The sequence below is a fragment of the Paenibacillus aestuarii genome, assembly GCF_027789125.1.
GTDB lineage: Bacteria > Bacillota > Bacilli > Paenibacillales > NBRC-103111 > Paenibacillus_E > Paenibacillus_E aestuarii.
On sequence record NZ_JAQFVF010000092.1, the window covers coordinates 109,207 to 129,875 of the forward strand.

Annotated in this window: 15 protein-coding genes and 1 other annotated feature (1 of these 16 running past the window's edge); of the genes, 5 read left to right on the forward strand and 10 right to left on the reverse strand. The window is 52.8% G+C overall.

Features of this window, described 5'->3' with window-relative positions; genetic code table 11:
- Positions 1-245, reverse strand: a binding site (T-box leader) (it extends 2 nt beyond the left edge of the window).
- Between the two features lie 53 nt (positions 246-298).
- Together O9139_RS32430 and O9139_RS32435 are read right to left on the reverse strand one after the other, a co-directional pair.
- Positions 299-1,168, reverse strand: coding sequence for a DMT family transporter (locus O9139_RS32430; RefSeq protein WP_270885879.1), 870 nt, complete (start codon positions 1,166-1,168; stop codon positions 299-301).
- A 52-nt stretch (positions 1,169-1,220) separates the two neighbouring features.
- Positions 1,221-3,443 (reverse strand): GDYXXLXY domain-containing protein, encoded by a 2,223-nt coding sequence (locus tag O9139_RS32435; RefSeq protein WP_270885880.1) that lies wholly within the window; start codon positions 3,441-3,443, stop codon positions 1,221-1,223.
- Between the two features lie 142 nt (positions 3,444-3,585).
- On the opposite strand from O9139_RS32435, the gene O9139_RS32440 reads away from it, so the two are divergent.
- On the forward strand, positions 3,586-4,530 hold the full coding sequence (locus O9139_RS32440) for an EcsC family protein (RefSeq protein ID WP_270885881.1): 945 nt from the start codon (positions 3,586-3,588) through the stop codon (positions 4,528-4,530).
- Here the strand turns inward: O9139_RS32440 and O9139_RS32445 are convergent.
- The 3 genes from O9139_RS32445 to O9139_RS32455 all read right to left on the reverse strand — a co-directional run bounded on the left by O9139_RS32445 (position 4,483) and on the right by O9139_RS32455 (position 9,668).
- Positions 4,483-4,668: a hypothetical protein gene (locus O9139_RS32445; protein WP_270885882.1), complete on the reverse strand. Its 186-nt coding sequence runs from the start codon at positions 4,666-4,668 to the stop codon at positions 4,483-4,485. The genes O9139_RS32440 and O9139_RS32445 overlap by 48 nt on opposite strands.
- Before the next feature lie 1,462 nt (positions 4,669-6,130).
- Complete coding sequence (locus O9139_RS32450; RefSeq protein ID WP_270885883.1) at positions 6,131-7,924, reverse strand: ABC transporter ATP-binding protein; 1,794 nt, start codon at positions 7,922-7,924, stop codon at positions 6,131-6,133.
- The gene (locus O9139_RS32455) at positions 7,917-9,668 is read right to left on the reverse strand and encodes an ABC transporter ATP-binding protein (RefSeq protein WP_270885884.1); all 1,752 of its coding nucleotides are present in this window, start codon (positions 9,666-9,668) and stop codon (positions 7,917-7,919) included. Before O9139_RS32455 ends, O9139_RS32450 begins: the two co-directional genes overlap by 8 nt.
- A 74-nt stretch (positions 9,669-9,742) precedes the next feature.
- Between O9139_RS32455 and O9139_RS32460 the strand changes: the two genes are divergently transcribed.
- Positions 9,743-9,952, forward strand: a complete 210-nt coding sequence (locus O9139_RS32460; RefSeq protein WP_270885885.1) for a YrzA family protein — start codon at positions 9,743-9,745, stop codon at positions 9,950-9,952.
- Between the two features lie 58 nt (positions 9,953-10,010).
- On the opposite strand, the gene O9139_RS32465 is transcribed toward O9139_RS32460, so the two are convergent.
- Positions 10,011-10,970 carry an acetylxylan esterase gene (locus tag O9139_RS32465; protein ID WP_270885886.1) on the reverse strand — a complete coding sequence of 320 codons (960 nt, stop codon included), beginning with the start codon at positions 10,968-10,970 and terminating at the stop codon, positions 10,011-10,013.
- Between the two features lie 15 nt (positions 10,971-10,985).
- Positions 10,986-12,662, reverse strand: a complete 1,677-nt coding sequence (locus O9139_RS32470; RefSeq protein ID WP_270885887.1) for a hypothetical protein — start codon at positions 12,660-12,662, stop codon at positions 10,986-10,988.
- Positions 12,663-12,848: 186 nt separating this feature from the next.
- Here O9139_RS32470 and O9139_RS32475 point away from each other — a divergent pair, with 186 nt between their 5' ends.
- From O9139_RS32475 to O9139_RS32485, 3 genes are read left to right on the forward strand one after another with little or no spacing between them, the layout of a single operon-like run.
- Positions 12,849-13,886 carry a methionine ABC transporter ATP-binding protein gene (locus tag O9139_RS32475; RefSeq protein WP_377524293.1) on the forward strand — a complete coding sequence of 346 codons (1,038 nt, stop codon included), beginning with the start codon at positions 12,849-12,851 and terminating at the stop codon, positions 13,884-13,886.
- The gene (locus O9139_RS32480) at positions 13,883-14,545 is read left to right on the forward strand and encodes a methionine ABC transporter permease (protein WP_377523878.1); all 663 of its coding nucleotides are present in this window, start codon (positions 13,883-13,885) and stop codon (positions 14,543-14,545) included. Before O9139_RS32475 ends, O9139_RS32480 begins: the two co-directional genes overlap by 4 nt.
- 20 nt (positions 14,546-14,565) lie before the next feature.
- Entirely contained in the window at positions 14,566-15,423 is an 858-nt protein-coding gene (locus O9139_RS32485) for a MetQ/NlpA family ABC transporter substrate-binding protein (RefSeq protein ID WP_270885889.1), read from the forward strand.
- Between the two features lie 53 nt (positions 15,424-15,476).
- Here the strand turns inward: O9139_RS32485 and O9139_RS32490 are convergent, their stop codons facing one another.
- The 3 genes from O9139_RS32490 to O9139_RS32500 all read right to left on the reverse strand — a co-directional run bounded on the left by O9139_RS32490 (position 15,477) and on the right by O9139_RS32500 (position 20,469).
- Entirely contained in the window at positions 15,477-17,438 is a 1,962-nt protein-coding gene (locus O9139_RS32490; RefSeq protein ID WP_270885890.1) for a glycoside hydrolase family 127 protein, read from the reverse strand.
- Between the two features lie 139 nt (positions 17,439-17,577).
- Positions 17,578-18,693 carry an alanine dehydrogenase gene (gene ald / locus O9139_RS32495; RefSeq protein ID WP_270885891.1) on the reverse strand — a complete coding sequence of 372 codons (1,116 nt, stop codon included), beginning with the start codon at positions 18,691-18,693 and terminating at the stop codon, positions 17,578-17,580.
- 123 nt (positions 18,694-18,816) lie between these two features.
- The gene (locus O9139_RS32500; protein ID WP_270885892.1) at positions 18,817-20,469 is read right to left on the reverse strand and encodes a PucR family transcriptional regulator; all 1,653 of its coding nucleotides are present in this window, start codon (positions 20,467-20,469) and stop codon (positions 18,817-18,819) included.
- Between the last annotated feature and the right edge of the window lie 200 nt (positions 20,470-20,669).

Here is a 20,669-nt window from a genome sequence, read left to right on the forward strand (position 1 = left end):
AAGAGACGAGAGCTGTTCATTCCCGCGGTACCACTCCAAGTATCAGACCGTTGGTCTGATCTCTCAACCGATAACGGCTATTGCCGGATCTTCCTACCACTCATCACGCTGCTACAAAGACAGCGCACATGTTCAGAAGACCATTTCCCAGGCCCGCTTCATTCCTGGCTTTCGTACCGGTTCCCACCTGATCCGGCTCGCTGCGACTGTCCGCCAAGAACTACTGTCCTGTTCATCAATGTTTAATATTGAATTATCTGAATATTACATCCATTTATACAGGATCATCCAGAAGTTGTCAAGAGGCAAACAGACGCATCAAAATAATGCCGACAAAAGCCATCGCGAGTCCCGACTGCTCCAAGCGTGTGAATTTATCCTTCAACACGAAACGTGTATACAGCAGAACCAGCAGCACATTCATCGCTGCAACCGCTGAAACCAGTCCCGCCATGCCATAGTCAAAAGCTTTGATCATCAGAATCATCCCGACCACGTTCGTGATCCCGACAGCCATACCGATGAGAAATGTGTTCCGCAAATTCCATTTGGATTGCGGATGCTGTTCATCTTTGTTCGAGCGGAGGTAATCCTTCAACCACCACGCGCCAAAACAGCAAGCGCCTGTCGTGAACATCAGAAACAAAGTCGGAAAGAGCGAAGATTGCAGCAGCGTCGACCATTTCCCGGTCAAATCGTTGCCGGCGAACAGGAATAATGCGAGCAATCCCCACTGCGCCCCCTGCAGATTGCTTAATGAAATTTCATTCGAATAACGTACGAGCAAAATTCCAGCAACGATAACGACGAATGCGGAAATCTGCATCATATTGAGGCGCTCTCCCCAGATCATATAGGCGACCATCGCCACAACGATAGAGGGAAGTCCCGTCAAAATAGCGACGAGCGATGCTTTGCCGACGGCGAAGCCTTTGAACATGCTGGCGTTACCGCCAAAAGAAAACAACCCCATTTGCACCCCGACCAGCGCAGTTACCGACCATTCCTGGCGGAAAATGAGCGCACACACAAGACTAATGAGCGAGCCCATAAAAAAAGTGCCGCAAAGCAGTGCGTTCCGATTCAGCGATTGCTGGCTCGTCCAATGGTATAAAATGCCTCGGAGCCCGAAGCTGCACGCTGCGAGCACCGAATAAATAAGCCACATGCCGTCTCCATCCCCCACACCGAAGTTTGGGTTAGTTTAGCATATAAACGAACTATCTTACAATGTCCGGATATTGCAATAATCGGACAAGAATCGCGTCCCCGCCCGCGGAAACTTTCACTTCCGCATATTTAGCCATTCTTTCAACATCATGTCCCGTGCCTTCCGGAACAAAATATGTCTCAATTCCGTATTCAATGTTCTCATATCCGGAAATCGTGCCGTTTAACCGTACCTCGTCGGAGCCGAGCCGCTCTCCTGGCATAAATAAGCGGCGATATTCATAGATGCCTGTCGACGGATTCGGCGAAAGAACGACGGATATTTTTTTATGAAAAATAGAACTGTCCTCCCAACCTTCCTGCAGCTCAGGGCTTGAAATTGTATAGCGCAAGCGGACGTAGTCGCCCTGCAGCATAGAGCGCGGGTCCAGCGGTGCCAGCTCCAGCTTGATCAGCTTGCCATGCGCGAGCAGCCACTCGCTTTTGCCGATTTGCAGGCCCATGGCCGCAAGCTGCAGAAGCACGAGCACAGCGATTAGCAAGCGGCTGCCTCTGTACACATCGGATGCCTCAGTGAATCCGGCGATATCCTGGCGGTTGCGCTTTTCGTACCACACGGTAATCGCAAGAATCAGTATGCCAAGGATCGCAAAGCTGATGGACTTATGCAGCAGCTTCCAGGCCAGATCGTAATATTTGTAAACGAGAAACGCGGTCCAGAACGCCAGCCCCCAGTCATAAATCCATGACGTTTGTAGTTGGCGGCCAATGACTAACACAGCAATGACCGTGATAAAAAACAACGCATTCACTGCATAATACCAAGCATTTTCCGTAATAAATGTCAGAATAAAAAAGCTAAGCAGGAATGATGGAAAGCTGCTGTACAGCAAGGGACTGCGCACAGGCTCCCGGCGGATCAGATTAGCAAGCAGGAAAATCACGAACAAGACGATCGTTAGAACCGTAAATACGGGAACAGTCTGATCGAGCCATTGTCCCAGCAGCACGGTGGCCATCACCTCGCCAGCAAGGACGAACAAAATGCGCTGCACCAAGCCGTCAATACGGATAAAAGCAAGAATGGTCAGCAGCAGGAAAAGCGCCAGCATAACCGTATCCGACTCGACCGCCGCTGTTCCGGCCCCAAGCAGCAGACCACAGCTTAACAGTGTGTACCGCACGAGATTGTTGATCTTTGAAAGCCAGATCATGGTGACGACAGCCAGCAAGCCGAATCCGATCAAAAAATACTCAGGGTTATGAAAATCAGTGAACGTCGTCACCAAGCCGACTAGCGACAGGCTGCCGATCAACGTCCCGATGACGATAACAGCCACCGTCAGCACCCGTGCCATCCATTTGGCAAACTCACCTTCCTGTTTGGCTGGAGCTTCTGCGGGCTCAACAGCGGCTGGCGCAGCCGCCGGGTTCCACGTTCGTACATAGTGCACGAACTTCACATTGGCGCCGACGAACAAGATCACAAAGAGCACACCGCCGATATAAAACCAGATGCTATAGTAGTGCACAGCCAATTCGATGTATTTCATCGTCATCGCGATGGAAACCCAGAGGCCTGCGAAGAGCAGATACGTTTTGCTGCGGGTGCGGTGAACATAGCGGATCACACCGGCAAGAACCGCTAGCAGCAGGATGTTCATCCAGCCGCCGAAGTGTTCAAAAACGATGGAGTTCGACGTCCACAGCATGAGCAGGATCGCGACTTGAAAGGACACCCATTTTAAAAAACCCGATTGCAGGCGCCCGCGCTCCGTTAGCGCGTAAATCAAACCGTTGATTACCGCCAACACCAGCAGGATGACGATCTCAGCCGCTTCCGCCTCTGGCCGCCCCCACCATTTTGGAAAAAAATAGAACGAATACGCGAGATGCCCCAGCACGTAGGCAAGTACATAAAATGGCTGCCAGCGCGTCAGCAGCGAGAACAGCAGCGCAGGGATGAACCATATCGCGTACAGGCTGTAGCTGTCGGCGTGCGAATTGTACGTTTGCCCAATCAAAGCGACCCCGACACCAAACGATACGCACGATGCGAATAAGCTTAACCGGCTAAGAAATGCGCGTTCACTATTGCGCGAAAGCCATACGGACAAGCCATAGAAGCCTAAAATCAGAACAAAAATCGGTACAAACCTTTCCGCGCGTGAAAGTGCCTCCCAGTTTGTAGCAAAAAAATAAACAATCGCTGTCAACAGCGAGCTTACACCCAGCACATAGCCTAGTTGTACCGTGACAAATTTGGATTTCACCGTTGCCGGCCCCCTTCCATTTCCTTACTTTCATTGTACGTTAAATATATCTGCTGTGAAGTACTATCTATTCCTAGTACCTTGTCATACGCCTAATCTTTAGGAGTACGCTGCATCCTCAGAGGGAATCTTTACGTATAGCATGAAAAAGGAGTTGAAATCCGTGTCGAAGCAACGAGAAACGCGTGAGGAACTGCTGGATGAACTTGCGCAGATTGAACGCTGGGAAGCCGGGCAGAAGGATTTATGGTTTTGGGAAAAAATCGGGCGGATGCCCTTTCAGCTGCTCGACCGGCTGACACCGGCTATCGTGCATAAAAAAATCGGTGAGGCGCTGAACGAGCTTGGCCATTATTTACAGGCGGGAGGGCGGTATCTCATCTCGGAAAAAGCGACTTTGGCGCGGCTGGAACAGGCTGCTGATGGCGGTGCGGTTGATGGCGAGCGGGACTTGTCGCTTGGCGGCGCGACTGAAGGCAAGCGGGGCTTGCCGCTTGGCGGCGAAGCTGATGGCGAGCAGGACTTGTCGCTTGGCGGCGCTACTGAGATGACGTTGGAGCGGGTTCGCCATCTGCCGCTCGGCGTTATGGATCAAGCCGCAGCATCGATCGTGAAGATGAGCGCGAAGGCCGCGACTTTGCAGGGAGCGACAACGGGCATCGGCGGTATTTTTACATTGGCTGTCGATATTCCAGCTGTATTGGCCATGTCCTTGAAGCTGATCCAGGAGATCGCGATCTGCTACGGCTACGACCCGCAGGAGAAGGAAGAGCGGATCTTCACCGTCAAATGCCTGCAATTCTCCTCCTCCGACATCGTCGGCAAGCGAGCGATTCTGGAAGAGCTCGCCGTCTACGGAGCGGATCGCGAGCAGGCGCAGATGATCTCGCAGCTGCAAGGCTGGCGCGAAGTATTCGCCACGTACCGCGACAACTGGGGCTGGAAAAAGCTGTTCCAGTTCATCCCGGTCGCGGGCATCATCATCGGCGCCTGGATCAACCGCGGCACGCTGCAGGATGTCGGCGAAGCCGCGTCGATGTTATACCGGAAGCGGCGCATCCTGGAGCGGCTGCGAGACGCGGGCTGAGCCGCGCTTGCCGCGCAAGTTCCTCGCTGCAGTCCCGGTTTCACCGGATACAGCACTCGCGACACTGCCATCCGCGCTGCAGTTCGGCAAATCTGGACTGCAGCATTTCCTACGCTTCGGCACGCGCTCCAAGCTCAACTTAGCTACTCCAAACGAGTGCCTCCCCCCACTCCAGTCCGGATTTGCCCAATTACAGACGCCAGAAAGTAGCCAAACGAGCAAATCCGCCTCTGTAAGCAGGCAAATCCGAACTAGAGATACATTTACCTTGTTCCGCCGCTCTGTAGTTCGGCAAATCCGGACTGCAGCATTTCCTCCGCTCCGGCACGCGCTCCAAGCTTAACTTAGCTACTCCAAACGAGAGCCTCCCCCCCACTCCAGTCCGGATTTGCCCAATTACAGACGCCGAAAAGTAGCCAAACGAGCAAATCCGCCTCTGTAAGCAGGCAAATCCGAACTAGAGATACATTTACCCTGTTCCGCCGCTCTGTAGTTCGGCAAATCCGGACTACAGCATTTCCTACGCTTCGGCACGCGCTCCAAGCTCAACTTAGCTACTCCAATCAAGTGCCTCCCCTCACTCCAGTCCAGATATGCCCAAATGCAGACGCTACTCCCACCACTAACACTGCTCCAGTCCGGATTTGCCCAATTGCAGACGCTGCTCCCACCACTAACACCGCTCCAGTCCGGTTTTGCCCAATTACAGACGCCAGAAAGTAGCCAACCGAGCAAATCCGCCTCTGTAAGCAGGCAAATCCGAACTAGAGATACATTTACCTTGTTCCGCCGCTCTGTAGTTCGGCAAATCCGGACTACAGCAATTCCTACGCTTCGGTACGCGCTCCAAGCTCAACTTAGCTACTCCAATCAAGTGCCTCCCCTCACTCCAGTCCGGATATGCCCAAATGCAGACGCTACTCCCACCACTAACACTGCTCCAGTCCGGATTTGCCCAATTACAGACGCTGCTCCCACCACTAACACCGCTCCAGTCCGGTTTTGCCCAATTACAGACGCCAGAAAGTAGCCAAACGAGCAAATCCGCCTCTGTAAGCAGGCAAATCCGAACTAGAGATACATTTACCTTGTTCCGCCGCTCTGTAGTTCGGCAAATCCGAACTAGAGATACATTTACCTGTAGTTCGGCAAATCCGGACTACAGCATTTCCTCCGCTCCGGCACGTGCTCCAAGCTTAACTTAGCTACTCCAAACGAGAGCCTCCCCCGCACTCCAGTCCGGATTTGCCCAATTGCAGACGCTACCCTCACCGCTAACACCGCTCCAGTCCGGTTTTGCCCAATTACAGACGCCAGAAAGTAGCCAAACGAACAAATCCGCCTCTGTAAGCAGGCAAATCCGAACTAGAGATACATTTACCTCGTTCCGCCGCTCTGTAGTTCGGCAAATCCGAACTAGAGATACATTTACCTCGCTCCGCCGCTCTGTAGTTCGGCAAATCCGAACTGCAGCATCTCCTCCGCTCCGGCACGCGCTCCAAGCTCAACTTAGCTACTCCAAACGAGAGCCTCCCCCGCGCCGCTGCATGCAAAAAAAGCGTACCGCAAGCCATCAAGCTTCCGGTACGCCCTCTCGGCGCTATGAATAGGTATGCGCGGGATTGCTTTTCCCCTGCGCATGCAGAAATAGCTGCTCATAGTAACCATGCAGCTCCAACAGCTGCTCATGATTGCCTTCCTCGATAATCCGGCCGTGCTGCATCACGATAATTCGGTCCGCATGGATAATCGTCGAGATACGATGGGCAATGACCAGCGTGGTCCGCCCCTCGGCGACGATTTGCAGGGCGGACTGGATCAACTGCTCCGTCTGCGAGTCCAGATTGGCCGTCGCCTCATCGAGGATGAGCACCTTCGGTTGAAAGACGATGATGCGTGCAAACGAGATCAGCTGCCGTTCGCCGGCGGAAAGCCCGCTCCCCCGCTCGGAGATGCGCGTTTCATAGCCCTCCTTCATCTTCGAGATCAGCGCATCCGCACCTACTAGCCGGCACGCTTCGTACACGCGCTCTTTGGAGATCGTCTCGTCGAACAGGCGTACGTTATCCAAGATACTGCCTGCATACATATACGGCTCCTGCTGCACAAGACCGACCATCCTGTGCAGATCAGCCTGCCGGATGTCCCGGACATCCGTGCCGTCGATGTGCACGCTCCCGCGCTGCACGTCATAGAAGCGGCACAGCAGGCTGATCAGCGAGCTTTTTCCCGCCCCCGTCGTACCGACGATCCCAATCATTTCGCCGGGCTGAATGCGCAGCTCCAAGTCATGAATGACCGGGATATCTTTTTGATAGCCAAACCCAACATGGTTAAAATGAATTTCTCCCCGCACGTTCGCAAAATCGACCGGCTGCGGATTGGCTTTATCCGCCACTTCCGGCTGCGTGGAAAAAATGTTCCAAATCCGCCCCATCGACACCGTCGTCGACTGCAGCGTGTTCCACTGCTGGGTAATGTTGTTGATCGGCTGAAAAAACTGCCGGATGTACGTAATGAACGCATACAGCACACCGAATTCAATACTTTTATGAAAAACGGCCATCCCTCCAAGCCAAGTAATGAATGCGACCGAAAGGTTGCCCAAAATGTCAAAGGAGCGGTTAAACAAAACGTTCGTACGGACTTCCCGCAGGTTGGCGCTGAAATACCCCTGATTGCGCCCTTCGAAGCGGTTGATCTGTTCCTTCTCCTGGTGAAAAGCCTGAATCAGGTGCATGCCAGATAAGTTTTCCGCTGCAAAAGCAACTAGTTGGGACAGCTGTGTTCTGGAATTTTGATACGTTTTCCGCATATAGGTGCGAAAGCTGATCGCAATGAACGCAATGATCGGAATGACAATCATGCTGTACAAGGTGAGCTGCGTATCCAAGTGAAACATCATGACGATGATAAAAACCAAGGTCATCCCGTCGCGCACGAGACTGAGCAGGACCTGGGTAAAAAACTGGTTCAGCGTCTCCGTATCGCTCGACACATGCGTGATCAGACTGCCGCTCGGCGTGCGGTCGTAGAACGACATCGATAAGCGAAAAATATGGCTGAACAAATCTTTGCGGATTTTCGCGACGATGCTCTGCCCGGCAAACTGCAGCAAGTTATTTTGCAAATAGCTAAAAAACAAGCTGCCGATGGAAAGCCCGACATAGATCAGGCAAATGATGATGAGTGAACGATAATCGTTTTTGCCGATCATCAAGTTGTCGTCAATGGCGATTTTCACCAAGTACGGCTGGAACAGATCCGCCGCGATGCCGAGCAAGGTACAGACGACAATGATCGCAAAGGTCAGCCGATGTGGCTTGGCATAGGCATAGAGGCCGCGAAAAGCCGACTTTGCCGCCCTCTTTTCTTCCTTCGTACGGTTACTCATGAGCTTCCTGCGTCCCCCCTTCTTGAATCGCATGCAGCTCTGCATACAAGCCATCTTGGGCCAGCAGCTCCTCATGGGTGCCGCGCTGCACGATCCGCCCCTCATCCAAGACGATGATTTCGTCAGCATGCTTCAGCGCGCTGATGCGGTGCGCGATCCAGATCGTCGTTTTATCCGAGCGTTCCTTACGGATCGTGTCCACGATGCGCTTCTCCGTCACCGCATCCACGGCGCTCACACTGTCATCCAGAATCATGACCGGCGAGTTCTTGATAATGCCGCGCGCCAGACTCGTGCGCTGCCGCTGCCCGCCGGAGAGTGTGACGCCGCGTTCGCCCAGCTTCGTCTCGAACTGCTCCGGGAAGGAGGTAATGCTGGCGAAGATTTGCGCTTTTTTCGCCGCTCGCTCCACCTGATCCAGCGATGACTCTCTTTTGTAGAAGGCAATATTGTCGCGAATCGTCGTGCTGAACAGGAAGCCTTCCTGCGGAACATATGCGATTTGATTACGCAGACTTTCGAGCGTCACATCGCGGATATCTTTCTCGCCGATCCAAACCGTACCGGCAGGCGGCTCATAGATGCGCAGCAGCAATTTGACCAGCGTCGTTTTGCCGCTCCCCGTTTTTCCGATAATACCCAGCGATTTACCCGGCTCCAGCGTGATCGATATATCATGCAGCACTTCATCTTCATCGTCCGGATATGCAAAAGACAAATGATCGATGCGGATGCCGTCGTGCTCCAGATCCGTAATCTCGGCAAGCTCTCTGTCCACGACGTCGCTCTTGAGATCGAGCAGGTTGTTGATGCGCTCCATGGAGGCGCGCGAACGCTGCATCGTATTGATGACGCGTCCGATCTGCTGCAGCGGGTTCACCATCATCCGGATATACAACGTCAGCTCGACGAAGTTGCCGATGGTGATACGGTGATGAATCGTCAAGTAGCCGCCGAACGCTAAAGCGACGATGAGCGCCAGTGCGCCCAGAAACGGAATCAGCGCCTCGAACAGCGAGGATAGCCGGACGAGCCGCAGCTGATTGTCGCGAATGCGCTCTACGGTTTCGCCGAAGCGCGTCATCATGATCGGCTCGACGCCGAATTTTTTGGCGACGCGGATGCCGCCGAACTGCTCCTCGGCCGACTCGGTCATCCGGCCCAGCGATTCCTGCACAAGCAGTGAATGTTTGCGGATCAACGGTCTGAACTTGACGGCCAGGTAAGGAATAAACAACAGCGGAAATACGCAGACGATGATTAAATAGAGCGGAATCGAGCTGAACAGCATCGTCACGATGACGGCGCCGATCAGAATCGTCGAGTTTGTGATCTGGTTGATCCCCATCGAGATCGACTCGCGGATGGCGGTGACATCGTTCATCACGTAGCTAAGCAGCTTGCCGACGCCGTGCTTGGCATAGAACGTTGCGCTGAGCTGTGTGAAATGGTCGAACAGCCGGTTGCGGGCAACGAACTCGAAACGCCGGCCGTTGCGCATAATTATGTACTGGCCGATAGCGACAAGTACGCCGTAGGAAATGCCGATCAGCAGCAGTTTCAAGCTGTAATCAACGATTAACGTGCTCGTTAATCCCCCTTCCTGCAGCTCGTCGGTAAAGATACCAAGCACCTTGGGGTAATACGAGTTAATAATATTGCCAATGGAGATCGATACTACCGCAATCAAATACAACGGCCATTTTTGCTTAAGAAAATCAATCAATAACCGTGTAGACTTCAAAGCTCATCACTTCCTATAGGTGGGTGTTTGATGTCATAATAGATAAGATCATGAATCATAAAGGAGCACAAAAGATGGATTTCCGCCTAGACCGTATTGAAAATAAAATTGAATTCTTCCAAGCCTATGACATGAGGACGCTGGAACAAAAGATCGACGAGCAAATTGAGAACAATAAAGCCTTGCTGCTCGATGTTCATGCCATTCAACACCACGTTGTGTTCGACCCGAACGCAGGCAAAATGTTGTACAGCGCCGTCGTCCATTTCAAAGCAAAGGCATAATCGCAAGCTAAAAAAGTCTGCCGCTGGCTAAGATGCCGGCTGCAGACATTTTTTATACTTAGAGCTTGGATAAAAATTGCATGGCCTTATCGTTGAACCCTGGAAGGCCTTCGTGGCCGAAATCCGGATAGATTTCGAGGTTTTTATCCGCTTTGATTTTGTTGTAGGCGGCAAACTGTGTAGATGGCGGGCACACAGTATCGGCGAGACCGACGGCCATCAGCACTTCACCTTGAATGCGCTCCGCCAAATTCTGAATGTCAACATACCCGAGCTTCGTAAAAATCTCCTGCTCGCGCTTATGCTGCGGATCATGCCGGCGGAAAAAGTCTTTCAGCTCGGCATAGGCATCCTTCGCCAGATCCATTTCCCACACGCGTTGATAGTCGCTGAGGAATGGATACACGGGCGCTAAGCGCTTAATGCGGGGCTCCAGCGCCGCGCAAGCGATCGTCAGGGCGCCGCCTTGCGAGCCGCCCATCGCGCCTACACGATCCGGGTCCACTTCCGGCATGCTCATGGCTATGCCGGCAAGCTGCGCCGTATCGAGGAAAATCGCCCGGAACAGGAGCTGATCCGGGTGATCATCCAGACCGCGGACGATATGTCCGCGAAGGGTCGTGCCTTTAACGCCGCCGACATCTTCGGAGAAGCCGCCCTGTCCCCGGCAATCCATGGAGAACACGGAGAAACCCATCGCCGCATAGGACAATTTATCCGCCCAATCCCCCGAGTTCCCGGAATAACCGTGAAACTGTACGATCGCAGGATGCTTCGCTTCGGCGTGCTTCGGACGAACATACTTGGCATAAATCCGTGCGCCGCCCACACCCGTGAAATAAAGATCAAAACATTCCGCATACGGCACCTGAAACTCGCTGGGGCGCAGTTCGACTTGCGGATCAACAGCTTTCATCTCAGCCAGGGCGCGCTCCCAATAGGCGTCAAAATCGTCCGGACGCGGGTTGCGTCCTTCATAAGTCATCAGCTTCTCTAACGGCATATCAATAAGCGGCATCGTACATCCTCTTTTCTATGTATGGGTAAGAAATGAATAATCATGCAAAAGAAGTGCGGAATCATTCACGAATCGGGCGGCATTTCCTTCTTCGTCTATCATAATCGCAATAGCCTCATTTTGGAAAGTTCTGTACGTAAGCTCTAGAGCTCCTTGGATGCTTCTGGTTAGGGCGGGCTTCTTCTCTGTCATTTTCTCGGCAAAATGCTGCAAGGAGGCGATGCCGCTTATCCCCGCTTCGCTGATAGCCAGACACTCCATGACCACGGCGTTCAACCTGCCCCTGCTAGTGACGACGGAGCGGTCGGCGAGAACGGTCCGCTCGTAAGGCTGCTGCAGATAGACAGCCAAATAGACGCTGCCGCAGCGGCCAAATAAAGCGTGCGGCGCCTCGATCCATTCCCCGGGAGGCAGGCAGCCGACGAGTATATCCGGCTGATCGGCCGGAATGTCATATAGGGCGGCGATCACATTGCGGTGAAACAGCACTTCACCGGCATCGCTTTGATGCCGCAGGTCGCCGAATCTGTAGCCTTGGCCGGGATGAAAGAAGAACGCCCGATTGACGCCCTGCACGGCACTCACAGGCAGCGTCACATCCCAGCGGTGCTGTTCGTTGTCAAACTCCAGCGCGCGCTCCAAGACGCCGCCTGTGGCGTAATGCTGCGTGATGTACACGTAGCTGTGCAGCACATCATCTGCGCTTTGCATCAGCGCCGCAGGACGGGGTACGCGGTGTTTGACTTCGACTGGCAACGCGCGGTTCAGGGCAAGCGCCCGGGCAGCCGCCGGCGCTTCATAATCAAGGAAGCCGGCATACTCCGTGCGCGGCATCTCCTCGGGCAGTGGAAAGTCGCCGAATTGCACATAGTCGAACAGCACGTTGCGATCTTGCGGCACGTCATGCGGCCAACCGCGCGAATGAGGGCCGACCCATGCCCCTTGCAAGTAATAGGTCGCTCTGACGTGCCATAAATAGTCGAGCATTTCGGCCAAAGCCGTCTTGATCTCGCCCTCGGCGGCTAACGCCCAAGCACAAGTAAAAGCCTGAACCCAGTGCCAAAACCACGGCAAGGCGCCATATTCGGACATGCCGATCTGTGAAATTCTGGCATATGTACGCCGCAAGCTGTCCGCACCATCCGCCAGCAGCTCTCTGTCCCCATACAGCTGGCCAAAAATCAGCTTCGCCGCCGTATATTTCGCCTCATGATGGTGATAGTGTTCAAGCGGCTTGCGGTAGAAACCGCTGCGGTAAATATGCAGCAGCGCACGCTCGAAAGAAGCTCGCAGCAGCTCATTAAGATCAGCTTGATACCGTTGATAAAAATAAACCATCAAGCTTCCCATTAATTCCACCGGCAGCGTATTCTTCGGGGCTTCGTGCGGCGCAGGGCGCAGGTTCAAAGGCCAGTGCCCGTACAAGGCACTTTCCGGCTGCTGATCTTGAAGATCCAGCACCCGCGCCAGCATGAGCTCCGCTTTGGCTTTGGCTTCCTCGCGGTTAAACTTAAGCGGCAAACTGTCATCCATTGCAGCTGCGAACAAATGCGACGCGTAATAAAAGTTATCGCGTACGTCGCTTTCAAACCAATACCCGTTATCCAGGACGGGGAGCTCACTTGCTTGGGAAGCAATCTGACCGCGTACCTGCTTCTTTCTTTGCTGCATGGCATTCATTATGGAGTTCATTTCCTTCCTATTTATTGAAACGTTTAAACCTAGTTTAATAGGTAACGCTTACATCGTCAATTGTATCGCTTACCTTTCATTTCCACCTCAAAGGGGTTGAAACTGGTTGAAATTTCTTATAAAATATTCTACCGTTGGTTAACTTTTAATATAATCTTAACTTTTCTATGATAGGGGGGTATTCATCTGATTCATATCAGCAATTTGGAAAAGGTATATGACAACGTACCTGGGCGTATACCAGCCATCCAGCAGATCAACCTAGATATCGAACGCGGCGAAATTTTCGGGATCATTGGACATTCCGGCGCAGGGAAGAGCACACTGCTGCGCTGTGTGAACATGCTGGAGCGGCCTACCTCGGGAACGATTACCATAGACGGAGAGGACATGATAGCCCTCGACTCGCGACAGCTACAGGTGAAACGCCGTAAGATCGGAATGATCTTTCAACATTTCAATCTGCTTTCCTCCGCGACCGTTGCGGATAATATTGCCTTTCCTCTTAAGCTGGCCGGCATGTCCAAAGCGGCCATCCGCTCTCGCATTGAAGAACTGCTGGAGCTTGTAGGCCTGACAGACCATGCACGCAAATACCCGAATCAGCTTTCCGGGGGTCAGAAGCAGCGCGTCGGTATTGCCAGAGCGCTGGCCAACCATCCGGACATCCTGCTTTGCGATGAAGCCACTTCCGCGCTGGATCCGCAGACGACGAGTTCCATCTTGTCGCTTCTGCTCGACATCAATAAGAAACTGGGCATTACGATTCTGCTCATCACGCACGAAATGCAAGTCATTCGCGCGATTTGTGACCGCGTCGCCGTCATGGAAGGCGGACATGTCGTAGAAACCGGCAAGGTGCTTGACGTTTTCCTGAAGCCTCAGCACGCCGTGACCAAAGATTTTGTCGGACAAGTCTCCGACTTGAACACAGATGCCAAGGCCGGCGAACAGTCTGCAGCACCCGAGGCTTCAGTTTCGCCACGTGGAACCCGCGTGCGCATTACTTACATCGGCAGCAAGACATATGAACCGATCCTGTTCCAAACGGTGAAAACAACGAACGTTTCGTTCGCTATCCTGCAAGGGACGATTTCTTCAATGAAAGATGTGCCTTACGGGCAGCTGGTCGTTGAATTAACCGGCGGAGACGCACAAGAGATTCAAACGGTCATCACCAAGCTGAAACAGGAAGGCATCGATGTGGAGGTGCTTTCATCATGAACATGACATGGGACATTAACTGGGCCGAAATCGCCAAAGCGACCGGCGATACACTGGTCATGCTGGGCTGGTCACTTTTGTTTACTGTTATTCTCGGGCTCGCGCTCGGTATCATTCTTTTCTTAACATCTCGCGGCCAGCTGCTGCAAAACATTGCTTTCTACAGCGTACTTTCGCTGATTGTTAACATCTTACGCTCCGTGCCTTTCGTCATCTTGATGATTTCGGTATTTCCGATTACGAAAGCACTTGTGCATACCACCATCGGCGTCAAAGGCTCCATTCCGCCTCTGGTCATCGCGGCCGCACCGTTCCTGGCTCGGCTGGTCGAGTCCGCACTTCGCGAAATCGAGAGCGGCGTCATTGAGGCGGCGCAGTCGATGGGCGCCACGCCGTGGCAAATCGTGTGGCGCGTGCTGCTTCCTGAGGCGCGCCCAGGCTTAGTCGCAGCTGTGACGGTAACTGCTGTGACGCTGCTTTCTTACTCCGCCATGTCCGGTGTCGTCGGCGGCGGCGGGCTTGGCGATCTCGCGCTGCGTTACGGCTACATGCGCTTCCGTACCGATATTATGATTGTGACTGTCATCACCCTTGTCATCCTCGTACAATTATTGCAATCTGCGGGTGATCGATTGGTCGCAAGATATAATAAAAAATAAATATAGAGGAGAGAACCAACATGAAAAAACTGGCAGTATCCCTGGTTGCTTTGTTTCTTATGGTTGCTTTGGCAGCTTGCGGACAAAAACCGGCTGAAAGCCCATCCCCTGCAGCTAGCGCAGCTCCGGCAGCATCCGCTACCCCTGCGGCAGGCAAAGAAGTCACACTGAAAGTCGGCGCTACCTCCGTTCCGCACGCAGAAATTTTGAACGCGATCAAAGACAAAATGAAAGCACAAGGCGTGAACCTGGAAGTGATCGAGTTCAACGATTACGTACAACCGAACGTACAAGTGTTCGAGAAACAGCTTGATGCCAACTTCTTCCAACACCAGCCTTACTTGGATCAATTCAACAAAGATCAAAACGAGAATCTGGTAAAAGTTACCGGTGTACACATTGAGCCGTTCGGTGCTTATTCGCAAAAAGTTAAATCCGCTGCAGAGCTGAAAGAAGGCGCAACGGTTGCGATTCCCAACGATCCATCCAATGCTGGACGTGCGCTGGCTTTGTTGGAGAAAAACGGCCTGATCAAATTGAAAGACGGCGTTGGCATTAAAGGAACTGTCGCTGACATCGTGGAGAACAGCAAAAAGCTGCAAATCAAAGAGCTTGACCCAGCGATGCTGCCGCGCACAATCGGCGAATTCGACCTGGCGCTGATCAACACGAACTACGCGCTGCAAGCGAACCTGATGCCGACAAAAGACGCATTGTTCATCGAGGACAAAAACTCCCCTTATGTGAACATTCTCGTGTCACGTCCGGATAACAAAGATTCCGAAGCTATGCAAAAGCTGGCCAAAGAACTGAATTCCCCTGACGTGAAGAAATTCATCGAAGATAAATATAAAGGCGCTATCGTGCCTGCATTTTAATGGAAAAAGCTGCCCTCAGTCATCTCGCATGACTGGTGGCAGCTTTTTTTTAGTTAGTTTTCCCGTACCCAAACGGTCATCTCACCCTCGCCCCGGTTCGCCCATGCATAGTACGGAATGAATGTCGCTTGGATTGGTTCTTCGTCGTTCTTCACATCTGCTGCGTAAAGCCGATCTCCCCAAGCTTTCCCTTTGCTGCGCATGGCCGGAACGGATAACGTGCTGATTCCGCCAAGCAATCCGGACTCAAAGCGAACCTGCTCCTCGCCCTCCGCTCCCAGAAGCACTTGATGCAGATTCGTTCCATTGTCCGCCTCCTCCATGCAATAGACCAGCGGTCCGCGCTGCAAGGCCGCCTTACCGGCCGTATACCGCACCTGCGGGTTCGCCCGCATCCGGTTCACCGTCATGGCCAGCTGAAGCTTGACCCGCTCGCCTGACTTCCATTTGCGCTTGATATACGCATAACCATCCGCCTCTACCTGCTGAATGTCAACAGGCGCCTCTCCGGCAACAATCGTGATGTCCTTGCACCAATCCGGCAGCCGCAGCGCCAGCGTAAACGCCAACTCCTCCTGGCCATGTGTAACCTCAAAGCTGACATCGCCTTCCCACGGCAGCTGGGACTGCTGCTTCAGGCTGACCGGCACGCCTTCGATTTCAAAGCACGCCTCACTGCCGATGTAGAGATGCGCGAACACGGTGCGATCGCGATAGCTGTAAATATAACGCCCCAGCGAAGCAAGCAGCCGCGCAATGTTCGGCGGGCAGCAGGCGCAGCCGAACCAGCCCTGGCGCACCGTTTTGACGTGCTGGAAATTTTTGTTTTTGTGTGCTCCCAGCGGCCAAACTTCCAATGGGTTCACATAAAAAAAGCTCCTGCCGTCGCGGGCCATCCCGCCGATTACCGTGTTATAGAGCGCCCGTTCCATCACATCGGCGTACTCGCTCTTCGCTTCCAATTGCAGCATCCGCTGCGCGAAAAAGATCAGCCCGATCGAAGCGCAAGTCTCGGCATACGCCGTATCCCCAGGCAGATCATAGTCGAGGGAAAACGCCTCGCCCTGCGCCATGGAACCGATCGCTCCCGTGATATACATCCGTTTATGCACGACATTGTTCCAGAGCGTCCTGCACGCTTGCACGAGCCCCTGATCGCCTGTAGCGGCAGCGACGTCCGCCATGCCTGCGCACATGTAGACGAGCCGAACGGCGTGCCCTTCAGCCGTCTCCTGCTCCCTAACCGGCACGTGCGACTGGAAGTAGGCGAGATCGACTCCTTTACCGAACATCGGAAAGTGCGTCTTACCCTGCCGTTGTTCATACTCAAGGGCAAAAAAGTGCGGCTTCTGCCCCCGCTCCTCGAGAAAATATTGACTGAGGCGCAAATACCGCTCTTCTTGTGTCACTTGATACAGCTTAACCAACGCCAGTTCAATTTCCTGATGGCCGTCATACCCGCGAATCTGCCCCGGCTCTACGCCGAACACGCTGTCAATGTAATCCGCCAGCCGGCAAGCCACATCGAGCAGCCGCCTTTTGCCCGTTGCCTGATAGTACGCGACAGCCGCTTCGATGAGATGGCCCGCACAGTAGAGTTCATGACACTCTGTCAGATTCGTCCATCTCTTGTTCGGCTCTTTAACCGTAAAATATGTATTCAAATATCCGTCGTCCTGCTGCGCTTTGGCGATCAGCTCAATCAACTCATCGGCCGTCTTCTCCAGCACCGGGTCAGCTTCGGTCGCCAACAAATGTCCGACGGCTTCCAACCATTTGGCCAGATCGCTGTCCTGAAAAACGAAGCCGTAATATTCGCCTTGCTCTAAACCGGCGGCAATTTTCAAATTTTTCACCGCGTGACTGGGCTCTACCCCGTCAATTAAATCATTCAATGCCTGCCACTGGTAAGGCACAACCTCATGGCGAACCAGATGCACATAATCAGCCCAAAAATCGTCTGTGATTTGAACATGTTGCAATGAAAACGGATTGGCGACGGTTACATTTCTCAAGTGCAATGTCCCTCCTATGTTCAAAACTTAAGGCTTGAATAAAGCGCTTTAATCCATATTGTACATGGCGGAAACTGGAAATCATAGTATAAAAAAATGACCCCCGCATCAGCCGCAGGAGCCATTTCATATCTAATCTCTATTGTAAAAGCGAATATACATCCGTATAAGAATAGCCATGCGCTTCAGCTACGGCTTTGTACGTCACATTACCCGCTACCACGTTAATTCCTTTGGCGATCGCTTTGTTATCCAAAGCTGCCTGCGCGTAGCCCTTGTTCGCGATTTGCAAGCCGTAAGGTGTCGTTACGTTCGTCAAAGCAAGCGTCGACGTTCTGGCCACCGCACCCGGCATATTTGCTACCGCATAGTGAACGACACCATGTTTCACATACGTCGGCGCGTCATGCGTCGTAATCCGGTCAATCGTCTCGATGGAACCGCCTTGGTCAATCGCCACATCGACGATGACAGAACCAGGGCTCATCGATTTCACCATCTCTTCGGTAACGAGACGAGGCGCACGCGCGCCCGGGATGAGCACGGCACCAACCACAAGATCCGCACGGCGTACAACTTCCGCAATGTTGTAAGGGCTGGACATGATCGTTTTCACACGGCCTTGGAATTGGTCGTCCAGTTGACGAAGGCGATCCGGGTTCAGGTCAACAATGCTGACATCAGCGCCTAGTCCTGCCGCCATTTTCGCTGCATTCGTACCTACGATCCCGCCGCCGATAACCGCTACTTTCGCAGGCTCGACCCCTGGCACGCCGCTCAGTAAAATGCCTTTACCGCCATGCGCCTTCTCCAGGAAATGCGCGCCGATTTGAATCGACATCCGTCCAGCCACTTCACTCATCGGTGTCAACAGCGGAAGGCTGCCGTTATCCAGTTGAATCGTTTCGTACGCGATTGCCGTTACTTTTTTATCCACTAATGCTTGCGTCAGCTCCGCTTCCGGCGCCAAGTGCAGGTATGTGTACAAGATCAGCCCTTCATGGAAGTAACCGTATTCATCCGGCAGCGGTTCCTTAACCTTCACGACCATTTCGGACGCCCATGCTTCAGCAGCAGAAGCTACAATGAAAGCGCCAGCTTGCGCGTAATCTTCGTCAGTAAAACCGATGCTTGAACCTGCATTCGTTTCTACGCGAACTTCGTGACCGGCTTTGGTGTAAGAGAGTACGGAACTTGGTGTCATGCCCACACGGTACTCGTTATTTTTAATTTCCTTAGGAACGCCAATAATCATCGTTAATCTTCCTCTCATGATGATCCCATACAAAAAGGATTCAATCTCGCCTTGTCTCCAAGTATAGATTCAATCCTTATGCGTTCCATTAGACAGAATGTAAGGAAACTTATCGTTATTTTTTCACATTTTCGCCTCAGGATTTAACATTTGGTAAGCACGTAACGCGACCTGGAGGGCTAACCGTCTTTCCGGCGACATGAAATCTTGGCCGAGCAGCTCCTCGATTTTTTCCAAGCGGTAGTACAAGGATTGCCGGACGATAAAAAGCTGCTGAGCCGCAACCTGCTTCGAGCCGTCATTGTCCAGATACACTTTTAGGGTGCGTACAAGCTCGCTGCCCTTCGAACGATCATGGTTCAGCAGCGGTCCCAAATTCGTCGTGACAAACGTTTGCAGCAGCTGCTTGTCAGCAATGTGAAACAGCAGCTGAAACACGCCCAGCTCCTCATAAAATTGCACGTTCCCCCGCAAAGTTGCCGCCAACGAAATCGTCTGAATCGCTTCTTGATAGCTGACATAGGCGTTCAATATGCTACGATTGACTCCGCCCGCACCGATGGACAACCGAATCGCTTCATCCGCTTTCATTTGCTGCAGCGACTGAAAAACGTGTTGTAGGCGCGATTTTGCCGGTTTTTTGGGCGATTGGTCAAACGCAATGACGATCAGCCTATTGTTCTGCAGCGTAATCAGCGGATGAAAGGCATGCTGTTCAAAAACAGAACGAACCGTCAACGACAAATGGATGCCGAGCGATTCGACGCCGCCTTCTTCATCCGTGTTTTTGACCCCCTGCTCATCCTCAAAATCAATTAAACAAACATAATAATTCAGTGCATTCAGCCGCCTGAAATCTGTTCCGAGCAGCACCTTGATCTGCTCTTCATCGCGGATGCGCTGGTGCAGCAGATCATCCACCCACAGCGTCTGCGAGTAGAGCTTGCGCTCCTCCATGTAACGCTTGCGCAGAAGATCCTGCGCAATCGAGAGCGACGCCGAGTCGAGAATCAAGTACTCGTACTCTTGCGGCTTGCGGTTCAGCGCGATCACGAGGTGCGCCCACGTTTTGCCCATCGCTCCGACCGGCTGCACAATAATCGTCTGCCCCTCGTCTTCCAGCCGAATCGGGGATGCAGCATGGCCCTGCTCCGCTCCTGCTTGCAAATGAACGTGAAGCAAATCCAGCCACCGCTTCGCTTCCTGCGCCGAGGCGGGTGGAATGAACTTCGCCTGCCCATCCTCCGGCACATAAATGACCTGCGCTTTCGTACTCGTTTGCAGCAGTTGCAGAACTTGCATCACCCCTTGCGAAGTCAACGTCATCCGGTGAAACTCACGCGAGATTTTCTCCAGATCCTGCAGCACCTGATGATGCTGATTCACAATATGCGCATGAATATCCTGTGTAATGTCAATAAACCGCACCGCGCGCGGAAAAATAATTAACGGCAATTGATGCGCTTCCGCCAAATCAATCCAATCCTCGGGCACGGAACTGAGGTAATGCCCCATCTCAATGCACAAGCAGGACACCTTGCGCCGCACCAGCTGCTCCAAATAAATCGTAAACAAATCCGTATCCGACTTGAATGCGGCTCCTGTCGTCAAAATCATTTCACCGCCTTGCAGCAGCTGCTCGAACTGGATCACTTCGATGATGTGCACCCAGCGCACCAACCGCTGCAGCCCTTGTTTCCCTGCCGCTATGTATGCATGCTGAAAATGCGGCCGCTCCAGCACCTCTTTGACTGTTAATTGATAATCCTGATTCAATCATTTCACTCCGCTTCCCAGCTTAACGAGCACATTAGCTGCTCCTTAAGTAGCATATCAGAGAATGCCTAGCAGATGAAAGTTTGCTCAGCGAAAATTTTGCATAAATGTAGGTTAGGCGAGTTATCCACACCTTACTTATATAGGCTAGTTGTGGATAACCTAGGTGTTGGGGGGAGGTGACCGATCGCTTGCGCGCT

Excerpts from the sequence above, each read along its gene's own strand:
- O9139_RS32430 (WP_270885879.1), bottom strand. The coding sequence starts at position 1,168 with ATGTGGCTTATTTATTCGGTGCTCGCAGCGTGCAGCTTCGGGCTCCGA.
- O9139_RS32440 (WP_270885881.1), top strand. The coding sequence starts at position 3,586 with ATGAAAAAGGAGTTGAAATCCGTGTCGAAGCAACGAGAAACGCGTGAG.
- O9139_RS32450 (WP_270885883.1), bottom strand. The coding sequence starts at position 7,924 with ATGAGTAACCGTACGAAGGAAGAAAAGAGGGCGGCAAAGTCGGCTTTT.
- O9139_RS32460 (WP_270885885.1), top strand. The coding sequence starts at position 9,743 with ATGGATTTCCGCCTAGACCGTATTGAAAATAAAATTGAATTCTTCCAA.
- O9139_RS32465 (WP_270885886.1), bottom strand. The coding sequence starts at position 10,970 with ATGCCGCTTATTGATATGCCGTTAGAGAAGCTGATGACTTATGAAGGA.
- O9139_RS32470 (WP_270885887.1), bottom strand. The coding sequence starts at position 12,662 with ATGAACTCCATAATGAATGCCATGCAGCAAAGAAAGAAGCAGGTACGC.
- O9139_RS32480 (WP_377523878.1), top strand. The coding sequence starts at position 13,883 with ATGAACATGACATGGGACATTAACTGGGCCGAAATCGCCAAAGCGACC.
- O9139_RS32485 (WP_270885889.1), top strand. The coding sequence starts at position 14,566 with ATGAAAAAACTGGCAGTATCCCTGGTTGCTTTGTTTCTTATGGTTGCT.
- ald (WP_270885891.1), bottom strand. The coding sequence starts at position 18,693 with ATGATTATTGGCGTTCCTAAGGAAATTAAAAATAACGAGTACCGTGTG.